We start from the raw sequence: 20,298 nt of genomic DNA on the forward strand, positions 1-20,298 counted from the left end.
GCGCCGTCTCTATCGGCTCACCCGCAGGGGACGATGCACCCGTTCCGGCGGCGCCGGAGGCCCAACACTGGACGTGCGGAACACACGGCCGCGTAAGGAGGAAGCATGTCCGAATCAGACGTCGTCGCGACCAAGGCCCAGGCCGAGGAGCCGACGACCACACACACCGGCGAACTCGCGGACGAGGAGCTGGGCCCCATCGACTACATCGTCGTGGAGTTCCCCGCCGATGAGGCGAACTTCACGGGCGAGGCCGCGGCCGAGCTCGTGCGCCTCGTCGAGTCGAACACCATCCGCGTGCTCGACCTCATCTTCGTGTACAAGAACGACGACGGCTCTGTCGACATCGACGAGCTCGAGGATGTCGACGACCTCGGTCCGCTCGGAGGCATCGTGTCGTCACTGGCCGAGGTGCTCGCGGAGTCCGACCTGCTGCAGCTGGCCGAGACCCTGAGCCCCGGCAGCCGCGCCGCCGTGCTCGTGTGGGAGAACACGTGGGCGGCGCCCTTCGCGGTCGCCCTGCGGCGCACCGGAGCGCGCCTCGTGGCGAGCGACCGCATCCCGACCCAGGCCCTCATCGCATCACTGCAGGACGAAGGAGAATGACCATGCCCATCGGAGTCGGACGCGTCGGACGCGTCGGAGTCATCGGCCGCCCGGTCGCCCGCACGGCGGCTGTCGTCGGCACCGCCAAGGTGGTGTCCAACGGCATCGACCGCCGCCAGGACCGCCGTCAGGATCGTCGCGACCGCCGCTTCTGAGCACCTCACGACGAGCCGCACGCCGTCGGATCCGCACAGCGGGCCGGCGGCGTGCGTCGTGTTGGGTCGACGCCGAGCGGAGCGTCCCCTGTGGCCTCCGGCGGCGCGGCGGTCAGGATGCCTCGGCAGCCGCGGTCGATGAGAAGAGCGCAGCGGCCTCGGCGCGGTTGGCGGCGCCGATCTTGCCGAGGATCGCCGAGACGTGCACGGATGCGGTCTTCGGGCTGATGAAGAGACGCTCGCCGACCTGCGCGTTGGTGAGACCCTCGGCGACGAGCGCGAGCACCTGGCGTTCCCGGGGTGTCAGCGCCTCGATGCCCGTGACGGCTGCACCTCGGCGCGGGGATGCCGCGGTACCCGCGCGACGTGCGAGTTCGGCGGCGCATCGGCTGATGCTCGCGACGCCGTGGGCCGTGGCATCCGTCGCAAGAGCCCCCAGCAGCTCGCCCGCCTCGTCGCGCGCGCCCGACTCCACGAGCGCCGCGGCGAGGCTCAGCCGTGCGAGGTGCCGGTGACGGACCGGCATGACGCCCTCGCCCGTGGCCGCGACGACGGCTCGCCAGTTCGCGATGCGTGCCTCGACGCCGTCGCCGGCGGCGTCTGCGAGGGTCGCGCGGACGAACGCGGCGATCGTCGGGGCGGTGCCGCGCGGCGCCCACCGCCCGGCCGCCGTTGCGACGAGTTCGTGGAGCTCGGCCGCCCGCGCCGCTGCGTCTTCGCCCGCGAGAGCCCGGACGACGAGCGCTCCCGCGACCGCGGCATAGCGTCGCGAGGGCGGGGAGCCCTTCCCGTTCACCGCCGCGGAGATCGACGCGATGCGCGCCGGCCAGTCCGCGGGGGCCGCTCCCGTCCGCCGTCCGATCGTTGCGCTCAGGACGGCGTCGACGGTCTCGGGCACCCACCACTCGCGGCGCTCGGGATGGCGGCGGGTGTGCTCCTCGAGCGCTGAGCGCTCGCTGTCGAGCAGGGCGCGGCGCGCGTCGGGCTCGTCGTTCCAGGCGTGGTGGGTCGCGAGCATCCGCACCACCGCGACGCGCGCGTGCCGGTCGAGCAGACGCCGCGCCCGCTGTGCGTAGTGGAGGGCCGTGTCGGTGTCACCGGTCGCGAACGACGCGTGCGCGACCGACACCGCGATCCCGGCGCCGACGCCGCGCTCGATGCCGGCGCGCGCGGACTCGGCGTGAAGGCGCCTGCCCATGTCGGCGGCCTCGTCGAAGCGGCCGAGGCGCGACAGCAGACTGACGTACGCCTCTCCGACGTAGGCCCTCGTGGACGGGTTGACCTTCAGGGTCAAGGCGCGCTCCAGGGGCTCGAGAGCGGCCGGCTCGTCGTCGTCCTCATCGGAGATCCGCCACGACTTGTTGGTCAGGGCGATCGCGAGGGCGGTGTCGTCGCCCAGCTCCTCGGCGATGGCGAGCGCGCGCTCCAGGTGTCCGGGGGACTCCGGCCCGCGATCCTCGCCGACCAGATTGATGAGCGTGCGCGACAGCAGCACGCGCGCACGCTCGCCGGGAACGCCGTCCAGCAGTGCGATGGCCTCGTGGAGCCCGGAGCGGTCGGGATTCCTGTCGAGGTTGAACTCGTGGACGAACCGCTGCCGCAGGAGGCCCGCGCGCACGAGCGGATCGCCCGTGTCGATGGCCAGTCCCTCGTTCGTCGCGCGCAGCGCCCGCTCGGCGTCGCCGAGCTCGTGCCACCACTGCGCGGCGGCCAGGTGAAGCTCGGGCAGAGTCGTCGACGCGCGGGTCGCGGCATCCGGAACCTGGTCCCACAGCTCGGTCAGGCGCTCGGCGAGCTTGACGGACGTCGCGGGGGCGAAGGTCGCCCTGGACTGCTCCAGCGCCCGCACGGTGGCATCGAAGGCCGGGCCGATCTCGCGCGCGATGAGCCAGTGCTCGGCGACGGCCGACACGGCGTCGGGGGAGTCCGCGCGGTGCTCGGCGAGGCTCTCGGCAAAGCGGCGATGCACGCGCACCCGCTCGCTGGGCAGCATCTCGCCGTAGACCGCCTCGTGCGTGAGCGCGTGCCGGAAGGTGTAGCCGGCTCCGTCGGCGACGATGACGCGCGCCTCGATCGCCTCGCGGAGCGCGGTGTCGAGCTCGTCGTCGTCGCGGGCCGCCACGGCGCGCAGCACGTCGTGGTCGGTGTGCACCCCTCCCGCCGCCATCGCCCGGACCACCTCGCGCGCGGCGTCGCTGAGCCGGCCGTAGCGCGCGAGCACGAGGTCGCGCAGCGTGTCGGGCAGCTGCGCCTCGCCGAGGTCGACGAGCTCCTCGACGAGGAACGGGATGCCGCCGCTGCGGTCGCTGAGCGCGCGCAGCGCGCCGTCGGGGAAGTCGCGGGACGAGAGGAGGGCGACCTGCTCGGCGACCTCGTCCGCGCTGAGCGGCGCGATCTCGACGCGCACGACCGCGCGCGTGCGGTCGAGCTCGGCGAGCACCGGCCGAAGCGGATGGAAGCGGTCGATGTCGTCGGAGCGGTAGGTCGCGATCACGGTGAGATGCCGTCCGCGAAGGGTGCTTGCGAGGGTGCGCAGGAGCGCCAGGGTCGCAGCATCCGCCCACTGCAGGTCTTCGACGACGATGACGAGGTGCCGACGCCGCGACAGCGACTCGAGCACGACCTCGATCGCCTCGGCGAACTCGCCGGTGTGCTCGTCGACCGCGGATGCCTCGTCGGCGATGCCCGGGACGAAGGAGGCGAGGGTCGCGACGGCGCCTGGGGAGCCGGCGGCCTCGCGCAGCGCCTCGGTTCCGAGCGCGGCGGAGAGATCGCGCAGCACGCGGCGGATCGGCCCGAAGGGCGCGCCGATGGGGCCCAGGTCGACGCACTGGCCGATCGCGACGACGACGGGGAGCTCGGAGCTCTCGTCGGAGGCGATGGCGACGAGGAACTCCTGCACCAGGCGGGTCTTCCCGATCCCCGCCTCTCCGCGCACGACGACCGTGCGGGGCGTTCCCCTGCGGCCCTCGGCGAACGCCTCGAACAGGCTCTCGAGCTCGCGGCGGCGGCCCACCATGCGAGGACTCGACGCGAGTGCGGGCATGCTCATATGCTCGCATCTCCCCCCGACATGCCGCAGGGCCGAGCGACGGGGACAGGTCGGCGGCGCCGGAGCGATCCGCGCCGCTCCGCCTGTCGCACCGGCCGGTGCGCCGGCCCGACGCGCGTCAAGAGCTAGGCCCGGCGAGCGCGAGCTCCTGCTGCCCGCACACCGCGGCCGCCATGCCGCCGTCCGGGGTTGCGGTGGCGCGAGCGGCGGCTCGCCGAGCGTGGGCCGCGCGGATCGCGATCTCGCGCTGCAGTTCGGCGTCGCGGTGTGCGGCGAGTCGGCTCGCTGCGAAGGTCATGGCATCCATGTCGCTCTCCTGTTCTCGCCCCTGCGGGCTTCTGACAGGTACGACTCTCCTCGGTAAGGCGGGGCCGCCTCATTGGGCGGATGCCTGATCTTCGCGGCGCTCCTCGCCTTAGGTGCGGGGCCGACGTCTTAGGCGCGCGGCCGCGCGCCACCGGACGCGCCGGGGCCGAGGCATCCGTCCGCTCGCTCGGCGCCGTCCCTGGGTTGGCGCATTCCGTCGCTCGCGGGCGGCGTGTGCGGCGATCTGCGCCCAGTGAAGCGTGACCGGGACGAGCCATCCGTCCCCGCTCGGCTGGCGCCTTCGTTCACTTGGCGTATTCCGTCGCTCGCAGGCGGCGTGTGCGACGATCCGCGCCCAGTGAAGCGTGACCGGGACGAGGCATCCGTCCCCGCTCGGCTGGCGCCTTCGTTCACTGGGCGCATTCCGTCGCTCGCGGGCGGCGTGTGCGGCGATCTGCGCCCAGTGAAGCGTGACCGGGACGAGGCATCCGTCCCCGTGAAGGGCGAAATCCGTGCCGAGGCGGGTCAGGCGAAGGCGCTCATCCCGGTGATGTCGCGGCCGATGAGCAGAGCCTGGATCGACTCCGTCCCCTCGTACGTGTGAATCGCCTCGATGTCGGCCATGTGCTGCATGACGCCGTTCTCGAGCAGGATGCCGTTGCCGCCGAGGAGGTCGCGCGCGGATGCCGCGATCCGCCGCGCGGCGCGCGTGTTGTGGTACTTGGCGAGCGAAGCCTGCGTCGGCCGCAGGCCGCCGGACAGCTCGAGGTCGGCGAGGTGCCGGCAGTAGAGCTGCATCGCCGTGAGCTCCTCGAGCATCTGCGCCAGGCGCTCCTGCACCATCTGGAACTTCGCGAGTGGCTTGCCGAACTGCACGCGCTGCTGCGAGTAGGAGAGGGCCGCCTCGTAGCAGGCGGTCGCGTGGCCGAGCGCCGACCACGCGACACCCGAGCGCGTCGAGTACAGGACGGTCGAGGCGTCCTTGAAGCTCCTGGAGCCGGGCAGCACGGCCTCGAGCGGAACCCGGACGTCGTCGAGGGCGATGTGCGCCTGGTGGATGCCGCGCAGCGACCCCTTGCCCTCGATGACCGTGCCGGTGTAGCCGGGACTGCTCTGCTCGACGAGGAAGCAGCGGACGGCGCCGTGCTCGGCGGCGCCCTCGTCGTCGACGCGCGCCCACACGAAGGTGACGCCGCCCGAGGCGCCGTTGCCGATCCACTTCTTGGCTCCGTTGAGCACCCACTCGTCGCCGTCGCGCCGGGCCGCCGTCTCGAGCGAAACCGAGTCCGAGCCGTGATCCGGCTCCGTGAGCGCGAAAGCTGCCGGCACCTCGGCGCGCGCGATGGGCCCGAGCCACGCCTCCTGCTGCGCCGGACTGCCGAAGAGCGCGAGCGTGCGGAGGGCGAGGCCGCCCTGCACCGCGACGACGGTGCCGAGCGAGCCGTCGCCGCGCGAGACCTCCATGTTGACCAGGCCCGCTGCCAGCGGCGAGAACGGCGTGAGGTCCGGGTGCTCGATGCCGTCGTTGAGGAGGTCGAGCTCGCCGAGCCGGCGTGCCAGGTCGAGCGGGTACTCCGCCCGGTCCCAGGCCGCGCGCATCCGCTCGCCGACCTCGTCGACGAAGGCCTGCGCGCGCTCCCAGACAGCCCGATCCGCCGCGGGGATGTCGTCGAAGACGGCGTAGTAGTCGGTGCCGAGGCGACGCGTCACGTCGTAGCTCTCGACGGTCTGACCGGGGCGGGCGCTGAAGTCTGACACGGTTCTGCCTCCAGATGCAGGGGACGGATGCCTCGATTCTACTGGAACTCAGTCTCAGGTTTTCTCGGACGCAGTGTCACTCCAACCGCGCCGGCGCGAGACGGGAGTCGCCCGTACGCCGCACGCGCGCGGCGCGCGCACCATCGTGGGGGATGCGAACCCAATCGCCGTGCTACCTTCGCCGCATCGGCCGCGCGCCGAAGGACGAGGAGGTCCGGTGGGAAGGTTCGAGGGACGGGTCGCGCTGCTCACAGGAGCAAGCCGCGGGATCGGCTTCGCCGTCGCGCGCCGGCTCGTCGCCGAAGGTGCCCAGGTCGTCCTCACCGGGCGCAAGCAGGACGCCCTCGACACGGCGGTGAAGGAGCTCGGGGATGCCGCGAGCGCCGTCGCCGGACGCGCCGACGACTCCGAGCATCGCGCCCAGGTCTTCGCGCATCTCGCGGAGCGCCACGGCCGGCTCGACCACCTCGTCAACAACGCCGGCATCAACCCGGCCTACGGTCCGATCGCCGAGGTCGACCCGAGCGCCGCCCGCAAGATCCTCGAGGTCAACGTGCTCGCGACGCTCGAGTGGACGAAGGCCGCCGTCGCGGCGGGCCTCACGAGGTCCGTCGTGAACCTCGCATCGGTCGCCGGCCTCGGCGCGAGTCCCGGCATCGCCGTCTACGGCATCTCGAAAGCCGCGGTCATCAACCTCACGATGCAGCTCGCGTGGGAGCTCGCTCCCGGCATACGAGTGAACGCCGTCGCCCCGGCCGTCATCAAGACGGCCTTCGCCCGCCCGCTCTACGAGGGGCGCGAGGAGGAGGCATCCGCCGCCTACCCGCTCCGCCGGCTGGGAGAGATCGACGACGTCGCCGGACCCGTGGCGTTCCTGCTGTCAGACGACGCGGCCTGGATCACGGGCGAGACCCTCGTCATCGACGGAGGGTCGAGCATCCGGCCCCTCGCCTGAGTCGCTCCGGCACGGCGTCAGTCGAATCCGATGAGCTGGCGCAGCTCGCCCCCGAGCGCAAGGCGGTCCATCGCGGCAGGAAGCTCGTCGAGGCGGATGCGCGACGAGACGAGCCGTTCGAGGGGCAGGCGGCCCTCGCGCCAGAGCTCGACGTAGCGGGGGATGTCGCGCTCGGGCACGGCCGACCCGAGATAGCTGCCGATCACCGTGCGGGCCCCGGCGGTCAGCGCGAGCGGTGAGATCTCGGCCCGGGCGTGCGGGGCGGGAAGGCCGACGGTCACGGTCGTCCCGCCCGGCGCGGTCAGGGCGAACGACGTCTCGAACGCGCGGGCGGAGCCGGCGGCCTCGATCACGAGGGGAAGACGGATGCCGCGCTCGGCCGCATCGTCGGGACTCACCGCCGTTGCCGCGCCGAGCCGGCGGGCGAGGTCGCGCTTGCCCTCCACGACGTCGACCGCGACGACCTGGTGCCCGAGGGCGACGGCGACCAGGAGCGCTGCCATGCCGACGCCGCCGAGTCCGACCACGCCGACCGTCGAACCCGGCGCCGGACGACCGGCGTTGATGACAGCTCCGCCGCCGGTGAGCACCGCGCAGCCGAGGAGCGCCGCGACGTCGGCCGGCACGACGGGGTCGACCCGCACGACGGACGTGCGGCTCACGACCGCGTGCGTCGCGAAGGCGCTCACACCGAGGTGGTGGCGCACCTCCTGCGTTGCGCCGCCGGGATCTTCGCGGTGCAGGCGGATGCCGCCGCCGACCAGGACGCCGGCGGTGTTGGCCGCCGTGCCGACGTCGCAGGGCAGTCGCCCGTCCGTGAGACATCCGGCGCACTCCCCGCATCGGGGGAGGAAGGTCATGACCACACGGTCGCCGCGGACGACGTCGGTGATGCCGCCGCCGATCTCCTCGACGATGCCGGCGGCCTCGTGACCGAGCAGCATGGGCGTCGGGCGAGGGCGGTTGCCGTCGACGACGCTGAGGTCGGAGTGGCACACCCCGGCTGCCTCGATGCGCACGAGCAGCTCGCCGTCCTGCGGAGGATCGAGGTCCAGCTCGCCCACAGTGAAGGGTCGGGATGTCGTGAACGGCGCCCGCGCGCCGGATGTCTCGAGCACGGCTCCCGTGATGCGCACGCGACCTCCTTCTCTCGGCGTCGCTCCAGTCTGCGACACGTGAGCGCCTGCGTTAGGGAGCCGGGCCGCGGGACGAAGAACGTGCGTCAGGGGCGCAGCATCCCTTCCCGCGGCGCGAGCCGGCGCCGGCGCACCCACTTCTCGACCTCGACGAACACCGGGACGATGAGCGCGAGTCCCACGCAGATCAGCCACTGGTCCCCGTCGAGGGAGGTCGTGCCGATGAGTCGCTGCAGGAACCCGATCTCTACCGCGGCGACCGTGATGACGATCGGGATCGAGAGCCACTTGACCGCCTTCAGGATCGGCGGTGTGAGCCCCGACTCCGGGTCGCGGCGGATCGCGACGCCCCCGAGGATCGATCCGAACGCCGCGATGACGAAGGTCATCGTGACGGGGACGTTGGGAGCGGTGGAGCTGAGCTGGTCGGGGTAGATCAAGAGCGGGATGAGCGAGGTGAGGAAGATCAGACCGCCGTAGACGAACCAGAGGACGACGGCCTTGCGGTTGGCGATCGTCTTCTTCGGGTCGCGGGGAGGCTTCTGCATGATGCCGTCGGGAACGGGATCGAGCATGATGACGATGACGGGGAAGATCGTCACGAAGAAGTTGAGGAAGAGCACCATGATCGGCGTGAGCGGGACGCCGTCGTTGATGTCGAAGATGCTCGCGACGAGGAACAGCAGCACGAGCGAGAAGAGCTGCGCCATCTGGTACCGGACGTAGCTGACGATCTTCTCGTAGATCGCGCGGCCCAGGCGCACGGCCGTGACGAGGGTGCCGAAGTTGTCGTCGACGAGGATCATCTTCCCCGCCTGCTTGGTCACGTCGCTCCCGGAGCCCATCGCGACGCCGATGTCGGCTTGCTTGAGCGCCGCCGCGTCGTTCACGGCGTCGCCGGTCATGGCGACGACCGCGCCGTCCTCCTGCATGAGGCGGGCCAGGCGCAGCTTGTCCTCGGGCGTGACGCGCCCGAACACGTGCAGATCGGGCAGCTTCGCCTTCAGCTCCTCGTCGCTCATCGCCTGGATCTCGGCGCCGCTCGCCGCGCCCGCGCCGAGACCGAGCTTCGCGCCGATCGCGGCCGCCGTGATGGCGTGATCGCCCGTGATCATCCGCACCTCGATGCCCGCCTCACGCGCGATGCGCACCGCCTCCTTCGACGACGGGCGGAGCGGGTCGATGATCCCGACGAGCCCCGCCAGGGTCAGGTCCTGCACCTCCGCCATCGGGTCGGCCGGCACGGGCGTGCCGGGCGCGAAGCGCCGGAACGCGAACGCAAGCACCCGGAGCCCCTGCTCCGACAGCTGCCGGTTCGCATCGAGCACGGCCTGCCGCCTGTCGGCGATCGGTGCGGCGCCGTCGGCGGTCAGGACGCTCGCGCAGCGGTCGAGCACGACGTCGGGGCCGCCCTTGACCAGGGCGATGAGCTGCTCGCCGCCCTCGCGCGGCAGCGTGTGGAAGGTCGCCATGAACTTGTAGGCCGAGTCGAACGGCACCTCCGCCGCACGCGGGTACTGTGCGCGGGTCAGCTCGGCATCCGCCCCCATCTTCGCCGCAAGCACGACGAGAGCCGCCTCGGTCGGATCGCCGACCACGACGCCGTCGTCCGACACCGTGGCGTCGCTGCAGAGGGTGAGGCCGAGGGCGAGCGGGGTGAAGTCGGGGTTCGCGGAGCCCGCGACCCGCCGGATCTCGCCCGACTTCTCGTAGCCGCTCCCGCCCACCGTGAACCACTCGCCCGCGAGGTAGAGCGACTCGACCGTCATCTCGTTCATCGTGAGCGTGCCGGTCTTGTCGGAGTTGATCGCGCTCGTCGCGCCCAGCGTCTCGACGTCGGTGAGGTTCTTCACGACGGCCTTGTGCTCGGCGAGCTGACGCGAGCCGTACGAGAGCATCGCCTGGACGAACGACGGCATGCCGGTGGGGATCGCCGAGATGGCCATCGAGATGCCGAGGAGGATGACGGATGCCACGGGCTGGCCACGCAGCAGACCCGTGATGACGATGACCGCGACGGCGCCCCACGCGATCCAGCCGAGCACCCCCGTCAGCGAGTCGAGCTCGCGCTGCAGCGGGGACTTCGACGGCTTGACCGCCGAGAGCATCGTCGCGATGCGTCCCATCTGCGTGTCCATGCCGGTGTCGGTCACGACGATCGCCGCGGTGCCCCGGGTGACCTGGGTGTTCTGGAAGACCATGTTGGCGCGGTCGCCGAGCGTCGTGTCGGGAGCGTCCAGGGACGCGGCATCCTTCGCGATCGGCGCGCTCTCGCCCGTGAGCGCCGCCTCCTGCGTCTCGAGCGTGGCCGAACGCAGGATGCGTCCGTCGGCGGGGACGATGTCGCCCGCCTCGAGCGTCACGATGTCACCGGGGACGAGCGTCGTCGCATCCACCTGAGCGAGCGTGCCGTCGCGGATGACCTTGGCCTTCGGGATCTGCATCTTGGCGAGGGCGTCGACGGATGCCTTGGCCTTCAGCTCCTGCCGCGTGCCGAGGACGACGTTCAAGATGACGAGGGCTCCGACGAGGATCCCGACGCTCAGCTGATTGATGACGAGGCTGATGATCGCGACGACCACCAGCATGATGTTCATCGGGTCGGCGAGCTGGCGCAGCGCCACCTGCCAGACCGACGGGGCCGGCTCGGCGGCGATCGCGTTGGGTCCGTGCTCGGCGAGCCGCCTGGCGGCATCGGCCTGCGTCAGACCGCGCTCCCGATCGCTGCGGAACGAGGCGACGACGGCGTCGCCGTCCTGCGTGAACCACGGGGCGCTCGCGGGGGTGTCGACAGTGCTCATGGGGCCGAAACTAGTCCCGCGCCCGCGGAGCCGAGGCGGCGCATCAGCCGCCGTGGGCGAGGGATCCGGCGACTAGCCCGACCCGAGCCGGCGCCCGACGCGGCGTGCGACCTCGGCCGACGGCATCGACCGGGGGAACACCGCGACCACGAGGTCGTCGGGCGCGGCATCCGCCCCCTCCGGATGCACGCCGTAGCGGCGCATCACGTCGTCGAGAGCGCGGCGCAGCACCGAGACCGGCACGCGCTTCGTCCCGCGCAGGAGCTGGCGCAGCACGTGATTGTGCACGGCCGTCACGAGGGCGGCGAACCCGACGGCGTCGAGCGGCTCGAGGCCCGGCAGCGACTGGCGCAGGTACTCGTCGAAGAGCCGCTCGTACCGGAACACGGTGACGATCTCCCGCTCGCGCAGCGCCGGCACGCCGCGCACGACCGCGTAGCGTCGCCGGGCGAGCTCGGGGTCGGCGGTGAACTGCTTGAAGACCCAGAGGGATGCCTCGCACACGGCCGCCCACGGATTCTCGTGCGGCTGGGAGAGGTAGGCGCGCAGACCGTCCAGCAGCAGCTCGTGATCGGCGAAGACGACGTCGTCCTTTCCGCCGAACTGGCGGAAGAAGGTGGAGCGCGAGATGCCCGCGGCCTGGGCGATCTGCTCGACGGAGGTGGCCTCGAAGCCCTGCTGCGCGAAGAGGTCGAGAGCCGCGGACACGACGGCGTGGCGCGGGGCGGTTGCCGAAGCGGTGTCGCTCATGCGCAGAGCCTAATGGCGGGCTCGTCGTGTTCTCCGGCGAACCGCGGGGTCTGCCGCGACCGCACACCGGCGCGGAACGCGGAGGCGGCGACGACCGCACACCGGCGCGGAACGCGGAGGCGGCGACGACCGCACACCGGCGCGGAACGCGGAGGCGGCGACGATGGGCACCGGCACGGACCGCTCCGTCGTCGGTAGTAGGCTGGGGGACTGGTCGATCTCTCGACATCGAGAGATCTCTCGGCCGTTTCCCCCACATTCGCCCCCAGCGAAGGACTGCACTGTGGATCTGTACGAGTACCAGGCACGCGATCTGTTCGAGAAGTACGAGGTGCCGGTGCTTCCGGGCATCGTCGCCGACACCCCCGAGGAGGCGAAGGCGGCGGCGGAGAAGCTCGGCGGCGTCGTCGTCGTGAAGGCGCAGGTCAAGACCGGCGGCCGCGGCAAGGCCGGCGGCGTCAAGGTCGCCAAGACCCCCGACGAGGCCTACGAGGCCGCGAAGGCGATCCTCGGCCTCGACATCAAGGGACACGTCGTCAAGCGCGTCATGATCGCGGGCGGCGCCCGCATCGCCAAGGAGTTCTACTTCTCGGTGCTGCTCGACCGCGCGAACCGCTCGTACCTCTCGCTCGCGAGCGTGGAGGGCGGCATGGAGATCGAGCAGCTCGCCGTCGAGAAGCCGGAGGCGCTCGCGCGCATCGAGGTCGACCCGCTGACGGGGATCGACCAGGCCAAGGCGCTCGAGATAGCGAAGGCCGCGAACTTCGACGACGAGCTCGCGCCGAAGGTCGCCGACGTCTTCGTCAAGCTCTTCCAGGTCTACAAGGGCGAGGATGCCACCCTCGTCGAGGTCAACCCCCTCATCCAGTCGGAGGACGGCGAGATCATCGCCCTCGACGGCAAGGTCTCGCTCGACGAGAACGCCGAGTTCCGCCACGCCGGCCACGCCCTCCTCGAGGATAAGGCCGCGGCCGACCCGCTCGAGGCGAAGGCCAAGGAGAACGACCTCAACTACGTCAAGCTCGACGGTCAGGTCGGCATCATCGGCAACGGCGCGGGCCTGGTCATGTCGACCCTCGACGTCGTCGCCTATGCGGGCGAGAACCACGGCGGCGTCAAGCCCGCGAACTTCCTCGACATCGGCGGCGGCGCTTCGGCGGAGGTCATGGCCGCGGGCCTGGACGTCATCCTCGGCGACCCGCAGGTCAAGTCGGTCTTCGTCAACGTCTTCGGCGGCATCACGGCGTGCGACGCCGTCGCGAAGGGCATCGTCGGCGCGCTCGCCGAGCTCGGGTCGTCGGCGACCAAGCCGCTCGTCGTCCGCATCGACGGCAACCGCGTCGAGGAGGGTCGTCGCATCCTGCAGGAGGCGAACCACCCGCTCGTGACGCTCGCCGCCACGATGGACGAGGGCGCCGACAAGGCCGCCGAGCTCGCGAACGCCTGACGCCGCGACAAGCTCAGCGACCGGATCACAACATAAGGAATCTGAAACATGTCGATCTTCCTTGACAAGAACTCCAAGGTCATCGTCCAGGGCATCACCGGCGGCGAGGGGACCAAGCACACCGCTCTCATGCTCAAGGCCGGCACGCAGGTCGTCGGCGGTGTCAACGCGCGCAAGGCCGGCACGACGGTGCTCCACCGCGACGCGGACGGCAACGGCGTCGAGCTGCCCGTCTTCGGATCGGTCGCCGAGGCGATCGAGAAGACGGGCGCCGACGTCTCGATCGCCTTCGTCCCCGCCGCCTTCACGAAGGCCGCGATGATCGAGGCCATCGACGCCGAGATCCCGCTGCTCGTCGTCATCACCGAGGGCGTGCCGGTCGGCGACACCGCCGAGGCGTGGGCCTACGCCAAGTCGAAGGGCAACACGACCCGCATCATCGGACCGAACTGCCCGGGCATCATCACGCCCGACGAGGCGCTCGTGGGCATCACTCCCGCGAACATCACCGGCAAGGGCCCGATCGGGCTCGTCTCGAAGTCGGGAACCCTGACGTACCAGATGATGTACGAGCTGCGCGACCTCGGCTTCTCGACGGCCATCGGCATCGGCGGCGACCCGATCATCGGCACGACGCACATCGATGCGCTCGAGGCCTTCGAGGCCGACCCCGAGACCAAGGCGATCGTCATGATCGGCGAGATCGGCGGCGACGCCGAGGAGCGCGCGGCCGACTTCATCGCGGCCAACGTGACCAAGCCGGTCGTCGGCTACGTCGCCGGATTCACGGCCCCCGAGGGCAAGACGATGGGCCACGCCGGCGCCATCGTGTCGGGCTCGGCGGGCACCGCGCAGGCGAAGAAGGAGGCCCTCGAGGCCGCCGGCGTCAAGGTCGGCAAGACGCCGTCCGAAACCGCCGCGCTGATGCGCGAGATCATCGAGTCGCTGTAGCCCGCACGGCGGGATCGAGGGGCGGATGCTGCGGCATCCGCCCCTCGTCGTCTGCCCGGCCTGCCCGCCACAACGGAGGAGATCTGCACAACGGAGGAGCGCGAAGCGCTTCCCGGTCCTGAGAAGTGCAGATCTCCGGAGTTGTGCACCTAGCGAAGGCGACGGATGCCGCGCCCGGGCCGGGACGCGGCATCCCGAGCCGTCAGATGCCGAACGCGGCGGAGATCGGCCCGCGCGCGAAGTAGAGGACGAACCCGGCCGCGACGATCCAGAGCAGGGGGCTGATCTCCTTCGCCTTGCCCGTGACCGAGCGGACGACGACCCACGAGATGAAGCCCGCGCCGATGCCGTTTGCGATCGAGTAGGTGAAGGGCATCACCGTCACCGTGAGGAAGACCGGCACCAGCACGGAGAAGTCGCTGAGGTCGACGTGACGGATCTGCGACATCATGAGCGCGCCGACGATCACGAGCGCGGCGGCCGCGACCTCCGACGGCACGACCGTCGTGAGCGGCGTGAAGAACATCGCGGCGAGGAACAGCGCCCCCGTCACCAGGTTGGCAAGGCCCGTGCGCGCGCCCTCGCCGATTCCCGACGCGGACTCGACGAAGACGGTGTTCGACGATGACGACGTGAAGCCGCCCGCGACGGCGCCCACGCCCTCCACGATGAGCGCCGAGCGCAGGCGCGGGAAATCTCCCCGGGGGTCGGCGAGTCCGGCCTCGCGCGAGAGCCCGGTCATGGTGCCCATCGCGTCGAAGAAGTTGGTGAAGACGAGCGTGAAGATGAGGCCGATCGCCGCCGGCGCGCCGATGCGCGCAAAGGCGCCGAACAGGTCGACCTGCCCGACGAGGCTGAGGTCCGGAAGGCTCACGAGATTCGCCGGCAGCGCGGGCACCGACAGGCCCCAGCCTCCGACCGTCACCTCCCCGTCCGGCCCGACGGCCGGGCCGAAGTGCCAGATCGCCTCGGCGACGATCGCGAGCACCGTGCCGGCGACGAGCCCGATGAGGAGGGCCGCGCGCACGCGGAGCGCCATGAGGACGGCGCACAGCAGCAGCGTCAGGACGAACAGCAGCGTCGGGACGGTCGCGATCGAGCCGTCCACGCCGAGCCCGACGGGGGGAGAGCCGAGGCCCGTCGACGTCACGAAGCCTGCGTCGACGAACCCGATGAAGGCGATGAACAGGCCGATGCCGACCGTGATGGCCGTCTTGAGGGCGACGGGCACGGCGTTGAAGATGAGACGGCGCAAACCCGTGGCGGCCAGCAGCACGATGATGAGGCCGTTGATGACGACCAGCCCCATCGCCTCCGGCCAGGTCACCTCGCCGACGACGCTCACGGCGAGGTACGAGTTGATGCCGAGGCCCGCCGCGAAGGCGAACGGCAGCCGCGAGACGAGGCCGAAGAGGATCGTCATGACGCCGGCGGTGAGCGCCGTGACGGCGGCGACCTGCGAGAAGCCGAGGGTGTCGCCCGCGACATCCGCGCTCCCCGACAGGATGATCGGGTTGAGGATGACGATGTAGGCCATCGTGACGAAGGTCACGAGCCCCCCGCGCACCTCGGCACCCGGCGTCGAGCCGCGCCCGGTGATCTCGAAGAAGCGATCGACGCGTCCGCGTGGTTCGGCGACGTCGGTCGCGCGCGACGGCGTAGTGGTCACAGGCAGCCTCCAGGATTTCCGGATTCGACGTTAGCCGCCGTGGCACGCGGTCGGAGCACCGTGGCGGGATGATTCTTGTGGTGCAATGCCATCCGGGCGGGGGCGCCCGGTGCGAGGGGGCCAGATGGAACAGCGGACGCGGCGCGCCTTCCCGCGCCATCCGTGGGACCTCGTCATCGCGACCGCGGCGGGCGTCGTCCTCTCCGCTGTCATCGCGGGCGCCGCTGCCGCGATCGTCCCGCCCGCCGTCGCGAACATCGGCTCCGAGGTCGCTGACGGCGTCGCTGCGGTGGAAATCGGGGATGCCGGGGCCTCGGTGGTCGTCCCCTCGGGGTGGGTCGTGGTCGGCGGCGGGGCGGACCGCGTCACCGTCCGATCGCCGGACGGTGTGCTGACCGTGCGGCTGACGGCGGTGGACGGCGGTCTCGATCGGGCCGCGCAGTCCGCCCTCGACGAGGCCGCGTCGCACGCCGGGGAGGGGGAGCGGAGCCGCCCGCTCAGCGAGACGCTGCGATCGGGCGCGACCTTCCGCCACATCGACATCGGTGATCGATTCCTCGCCGGCGGCCTGGCGTCCGGCGCCGGCGCGGAGGACGCGATCGCGGTGGTCGCCGCCACGTCCGACGAGGTCACGCTCGACACGTATCGCCCCGCGCTGGCCGAGCTCGTGGAGCGCATCGACCCATGAGACGCCGCCGCCTCGCCCTCCTCGCCGCCGTCGTATTCGTGCTCGCCGGCTGCGCGCCCGCCGTCGACACGTCGTGGCAGCCGCCGGGCTGGCCGGCGACCGAGGTCGGCGTGCTCGACAGCGAACCCCCGACAGTCGCCTCCGCCGCTGTGCCTGGGCTGGTCGCCCAGCGCATCCGGCACGACGGCCTTGGCCTGCAGGCGCGCTTCACCTATCTTCCCGGCCGGGGGGCGCTCGTCGACCCGTTCAACGATGCGGTCGACTCATTCGTCCGCGCTGCGATCGATGCCCGTGCGGGAGCATCGGGGATCGCCTATTCGCCACAGGTGCATCCCGCCGGCGCCGGGCTCGCCGATCGCGCGTGCGTCGAGGGGTCGACGGTGCGCCCGGCCGGCGAGGTGCTCGCCGACCCCGCGCTCGGTCCGGCGGGCGGAGCCGGAGCGGCCGTCGTGTGCGATGTCGTCGTCGCCGCGGGAGCCCTCTTCGCCGAGCGCCTGCGCATCGTGACGGGGTCGGCCGACGGGGTCGTCGCCGACACCTCCGCCGTCTTCTACACCGACACGCGCACGGGTGAGGTCGTGCAGGCCGCGGGACTGTGGACGGATGCCGCGGCCGCCGCCCTCGCCGAACACGTCGTCGAGGCGACCCGCCGCGATGCCGGCGCGCTGAGCCTCGCTCCGGCGGTCAGCCCCGGGGGAGAGGAGGCCGCGGCCATGCAGGCGGCGCTCGCCTCCACCGTCCCGGCCGAGGGCGGCGGGTTCGCGATCACGCTTCCCGCCGGCTTCACCGGGCCCGCGCTCGCCGCCGCCGGGATCGCGCCGACGGCCGAGCCCAAGACCTTCCGCATCGACGCGGCGCTCGCCCGTTCCCTCGCGTCGCCCTTCGGCGAGACCGTCCTCGCGGAGGCGGGCGAGCCGTACGCGGGCCCCGCCGACCAGCCCGCGGGGTGGGACCGGATCGACTGCCGCCTCATCCCCTGCGTCGGCCTGACGTACGACGACGGACCCTCCGACCTCACGCCCCGCATCCTCGACGCCCTCGCCGCCTCCGAGTCGTCGGCGACCTTCTTCGTGCTCGGGCAGAAGGCGAGGCAGTACGGGGGGACCATGAAGCGCGCGGTGCGGGAGGGGCACCTCGTCGAGAACCACACCTGGAGCCACCCTCACCTGCCGAGGCTTCCCGGCCCGCAGGTCGCCACGCAGCTCGCCGACACGAACGCGGCGATCTCGGCGGCGACCGGCGTCGCCCCGATCGCCTTCCGCCCGCCGTACGGCGACTGGAATCAGGACATCCTCCGCATCGCGGGGATGCCGGCGATCCTGTGGGACATCGACACCCTCGACTGGCAGGGACCGGCCGACGACGAGCTGCTGCGCCGCGTCGTGGATCAGCCCTCGCCGGGGTCGATCGTGCTGCAGCACGACGTGCACGGCAACACCGCGCGCACCGCAGCCGCCGCCTACGAAGGCCTGCGAGACCGCGGGTTCTCGGTCGTCAACCTCGTGCAGCTCTTCCGTGGGGAGTTCCCGGCGTCGGGCGCCTGGCGCTCCGCCCGCTGAGTCCGTCGCCCGAGGCTCCCGGATCCCTCGACACCGGGCGTGCCCGCGGAGGCGCCTCGGAAGCGGTGGGTAGGGTCGGAAGTCGCATGCACCGCCTGATCGTCGCCCTCCTCGCAGCCTTCGACGCCGCCATCGCGGTCGCCGTCGGGATCGCCGCGATCCTGGCTCCCCTCACCCTCGTCTGGGTGCTGGGCCTCGGCGACACCGCCGACTGGACCGCTCTCTGGCCGGCGGGCGCGGCGGTGTGGCAGTTCGGGCACCTCGCCCCCTTGCAGGTCACGCTGCCCGGCGACTACCTCGCGGTAACGGGGATCGACGAAGCCGCGGCATCCTTCGTCCTCTCCCTCGCCCCGCTCGCCTTCGCGACCTTCACCGGCGTCTTCGCCGCACGCTCAGGCGTGCGTGCGTCGCGGGCCGACGCGTGGGCTACCGGGGTCGGAACCGGAACCCTCGTGGTGGCGGCCCTCGCGACGCTCGTCTCGCTCACGTCGCAGAATCCGGTCGCCGTCGCCGAGGTGTGGCAGGCGATCCTCTTCCCGACGCTCGTCTACGCCGTGCCCGCTCTCGTCGCCGCCGTCGTCGCCGAGTGGAGAGAAGCGCCGGACGGCGTCGTCGCACGGATCCGTGACCGCACCGAGGCATGGCGCGGCGGGTGGGGCGATGTCGTGGGCGTCTCGGCGCGGGCGTCGGCGGTGGCCGTGACGGGTCTCGTCGGGGTCGGGGCGCTTCTCGTCGCCGTCGCCCTCACGGCCCGTGCCGGCGACATCGTCGCGCTGTATCAAGCGGCGAACCTCGATCTCCTCGGCGCCACCGCGGTGACGCTCGCCCAGTTCGCCTACCTGCCCACGCTCGTCGTGTGGGGGATGTCCTTCGCGGCCGGCCCCGGCTTCAGCCTGGGCGCGGGCTCGGCGGTCTCGCCGTCAGGCACGCAGGTCGGCGTCGTGCCGGGCGTGCCGATCCTCGGGGCGATCCCGGAGTCGACGTCCCCCTGGCTCCTGCTGATCGTCCTCCTCCCCATCGGCGTCGGAGCCCTTGCCGGCTGGGCGGCCCGCTCGCGCCTTCTCGCCGCGGCGGGGTACGTCCCGCAGGGTCGCGCGCGACGCCCGGAGAAGAGGGTGGATGCCTCGCCCGCGGCCCCGCCGGCGGTAGCCTCGACGAGCGTCGCGCAGACCGGCGATGCCCGCCGCTCGAGCCTCGAGGGCCTGCTCGCCGCGAGCCGGGAGCCGGCGGCCGTGGAGCCGGCGGCCGAGGCGCCGGCCGTGGAGCCGGCCGCCGCGGATGCCGCGTCCCCGACCGCTCGTCCGGCGGTTCACGAGCCGTTTCTTCCACGCCTCGCCGTCACGATCGGAATCGCCGTCGCCGCCGCGGGCGCGGCCGCCCTCCTCGCCGCCTTCGCGTCGGGATCGGCGGGACCCGGCCGGCTCTCCGAGATGGGGCCTGCTCCGGGGCCGGTCGCCCTCGCGGTGGGCCTGGAGACTGCGGTCGGCGCCGGCATCCTGCTCCTCTCGGGTCGTCGCGGCTCCGGGGACCGGCCGCTGGATGTCGCGCCGGAGACCGCTGCGCCCGCGAACGCGGGTGACGAGACCGTGCCGACGCCTCCGTGGATGGCGCCGCTCCCGCCTCCCGCCGAGTCGGCGTCGCCCGACCCATCCGCCCCTGCGAGCGAGCGGAGCGTGCCTCCGGCGTCGCCCGAACGGCTCGCCGGCACCGGCGGGGCGACGGCCGAGCCCGACGCCGTGACGGCTCCGATCGAGCTCCCCCCGGCGCCGGACACGCCGCCGAAGCGGCCGTCGGTAGACTAGCCGGGTGCTCACGGTCGCCGTCCTCATCTCGGGTACGGGATCGAATCTGCGGGCGCTGCTGGATGCCGCGGCCGACCCGGACTATCCCGCTCGCGTCGTCGTGGTCGGCGCCGACCGGGAAGCCGAGGGCTTCGCCCACGCCGAGGAGTACGGCGTCCCGACCTTCCTCGTCCCGTGGCGCGAGTACGACTCCCGCGAGGACTGGGGTTCCGAACTGGCCCGTCAGCTCGACGTCTGGCGGCCCGACCTCGTGGTGCTGAGCGGCCTGATGCGTCTGCTGCCGCCGTCGGTGGTCGAGGCGTGGGCTCCGCGGATCATCAACACGCACCCCGCCTACCTGCCCGAGTTCCCCGGCGCGCACGCCGTCCGCGACGCGATCGCAGAGGGCGCCGTGCAGACCGGCGCGAGCGTCATCGTCGTCGACGACGGGGTCGATACCGGCCCGATCGTCGCACAGGAGCGCGTGCCCGTCCTCCCCGGAGACGACGAGCACAGCCTGCACGAGCGCATCAAGCCCGTGGAGCGCCGGCTCCTGATCGACGTCGTGCGGCGGATCGCGACGGGCGAACTCGACCTCGCGGCGGCCGCGGCATCCGTCTCTCCTTCCTCCTGACCCGGCGGACGCTCCCGCGCCCGCCCCTCGACCCCTGACGACCTGACCCG

At 72.2% G+C, this 20,298-nt stretch carries 16 protein-coding genes; 9 read left to right on the forward strand and 7 right to left on the reverse strand.

Annotated features, from left to right (window positions below; genetic code table 11):
- The first annotated feature begins 105 nt into the window (after positions 1 to 105).
- Together EV279_RS16565 and EV279_RS16900 are read left to right on the forward strand one after the other, a co-directional pair.
- Entirely contained in the window at positions 106 to 606 is a 501-nt protein-coding gene (locus EV279_RS16565) for a DUF6325 family protein (protein ID WP_243728665.1), read from the forward strand.
- A 2-nt stretch (positions 607 to 608) separates the two neighbouring features.
- Entirely contained in the window at positions 609 to 761 is a 153-nt protein-coding gene (locus tag EV279_RS16900) for a hypothetical protein (RefSeq protein WP_166644552.1), read from the forward strand.
- A 112-nt stretch (positions 762 to 873) separates the two neighbouring features.
- On the opposite strand, the gene EV279_RS16570 is transcribed toward EV279_RS16900, so the two are convergent.
- The 3 genes from EV279_RS16570 to EV279_RS16580 all read right to left on the reverse strand — a co-directional run bounded on the left by EV279_RS16570 (position 874) and on the right by EV279_RS16580 (position 5,877).
- Complete coding sequence (locus EV279_RS16570) at positions 874 to 3,807, reverse strand: LuxR family transcriptional regulator (RefSeq protein ID WP_243728666.1); 2,934 nt, start codon at positions 3,805 to 3,807, stop codon at positions 874 to 876.
- Between the two features lie 124 nt (positions 3,808 to 3,931).
- On the reverse strand, positions 3,932 to 4,120 hold the full coding sequence (locus tag EV279_RS16575) for a hypothetical protein (protein ID WP_133546028.1): 189 nt from the start codon (positions 4,118 to 4,120) through the stop codon (positions 3,932 to 3,934).
- 524 nt (positions 4,121 to 4,644) lie between these two features.
- Positions 4,645 to 5,877: an acyl-CoA dehydrogenase family protein gene (locus tag EV279_RS16580; RefSeq protein ID WP_133546030.1), complete on the reverse strand. Its 1,233-nt coding sequence runs from the start codon at positions 5,875 to 5,877 to the stop codon at positions 4,645 to 4,647.
- 217 nt (positions 5,878 to 6,094) lie between these two features.
- Between EV279_RS16580 and EV279_RS16585 the strand changes: the two genes are divergently transcribed.
- Positions 6,095 to 6,832 (forward strand): SDR family oxidoreductase, encoded by a 738-nt coding sequence (locus EV279_RS16585; RefSeq protein ID WP_133546032.1) that lies wholly within the window; start codon positions 6,095 to 6,097, stop codon positions 6,830 to 6,832.
- 17 nt (positions 6,833 to 6,849) lie between these two features.
- Here the strand turns inward: EV279_RS16585 and EV279_RS16590 are convergent, their stop codons facing one another.
- From EV279_RS16590 to EV279_RS16600, 3 genes are all read right to left on the reverse strand, one after another.
- The gene (locus EV279_RS16590; RefSeq protein ID WP_133546034.1) at positions 6,850 to 7,968 is read right to left on the reverse strand and encodes an alcohol dehydrogenase catalytic domain-containing protein; all 1,119 of its coding nucleotides are present in this window, start codon (positions 7,966 to 7,968) and stop codon (positions 6,850 to 6,852) included.
- A gap of 86 nt (positions 7,969 to 8,054) precedes the next feature.
- The gene (locus EV279_RS16595; RefSeq protein ID WP_133546035.1) at positions 8,055 to 10,769 is read right to left on the reverse strand and encodes a cation-transporting P-type ATPase; all 2,715 of its coding nucleotides are present in this window, start codon (positions 10,767 to 10,769) and stop codon (positions 8,055 to 8,057) included.
- A gap of 72 nt (positions 10,770 to 10,841) precedes the next feature.
- Positions 10,842 to 11,519, reverse strand: a complete 678-nt coding sequence (locus tag EV279_RS16600) for a TetR/AcrR family transcriptional regulator (protein ID WP_133546037.1) — start codon at positions 11,517 to 11,519, stop codon at positions 10,842 to 10,844.
- A gap of 283 nt (positions 11,520 to 11,802) precedes the next feature.
- On the opposite strand from EV279_RS16600, the gene sucC reads away from it, so the two are divergent.
- Both sucC and sucD read left to right on the forward strand, forming a co-directional pair.
- The gene (gene sucC, locus EV279_RS16605; RefSeq protein WP_133546039.1) at positions 11,803 to 12,966 is read left to right on the forward strand and encodes an ADP-forming succinate--CoA ligase subunit beta; all 1,164 of its coding nucleotides are present in this window, start codon (positions 11,803 to 11,805) and stop codon (positions 12,964 to 12,966) included.
- Between the two features lie 48 nt (positions 12,967 to 13,014).
- On the forward strand, positions 13,015 to 13,917 hold the full coding sequence (gene sucD, locus EV279_RS16610; protein WP_133546041.1) for a succinate--CoA ligase subunit alpha: 903 nt from the start codon (positions 13,015 to 13,017) through the stop codon (positions 13,915 to 13,917).
- Between the two features lie 202 nt (positions 13,918 to 14,119).
- On the opposite strand, the gene EV279_RS16615 is transcribed toward sucD, so the two are convergent.
- The gene (locus EV279_RS16615; RefSeq protein ID WP_133546043.1) at positions 14,120 to 15,586 is read right to left on the reverse strand and encodes an NCS2 family permease; all 1,467 of its coding nucleotides are present in this window, start codon (positions 15,584 to 15,586) and stop codon (positions 14,120 to 14,122) included.
- 124 nt (positions 15,587 to 15,710) lie between these two features.
- Between EV279_RS16615 and EV279_RS16620 the strand changes: the two genes are divergently transcribed.
- The 4 genes from EV279_RS16620 (at position 15,711) to purN (ending at position 20,248) form a co-directional block, all read left to right on the forward strand.
- On the forward strand, positions 15,711 to 16,274 hold the full coding sequence (locus EV279_RS16620; RefSeq protein WP_133546045.1) for a hypothetical protein: 564 nt from the start codon (positions 15,711 to 15,713) through the stop codon (positions 16,272 to 16,274).
- Positions 16,271 to 17,833 (forward strand): polysaccharide deacetylase family protein, encoded by a 1,563-nt coding sequence (locus tag EV279_RS16625; protein WP_133546047.1) that lies wholly within the window; start codon positions 16,271 to 16,273, stop codon positions 17,831 to 17,833. Before EV279_RS16620 ends, EV279_RS16625 begins: the two co-directional genes overlap by 4 nt.
- An 86-nt stretch (positions 17,834 to 17,919) precedes the next feature.
- Positions 17,920 to 19,635 carry a DUF6350 family protein gene (locus tag EV279_RS16630; protein WP_133546049.1) on the forward strand — a complete coding sequence of 572 codons (1,716 nt, stop codon included), beginning with the start codon at positions 17,920 to 17,922 and terminating at the stop codon, positions 19,633 to 19,635.
- Positions 19,636 to 19,639: 4 nt separating this feature from the next.
- Positions 19,640 to 20,248: a phosphoribosylglycinamide formyltransferase gene (purN, locus tag EV279_RS16635; protein WP_133546051.1), complete on the forward strand. Its 609-nt coding sequence runs from the start codon at positions 19,640 to 19,642 to the stop codon at positions 20,246 to 20,248.
- The last annotated feature ends 50 nt before the right edge of the window (positions 20,249 to 20,298 follow it).

Origin of the sequence: Microbacterium sp. BK668, from assembly GCF_004362195.1 — a bacterium.
In the GTDB taxonomy this organism is placed as follows: domain Bacteria; phylum Actinomycetota; class Actinomycetes; order Actinomycetales; family Microbacteriaceae; genus Microbacterium.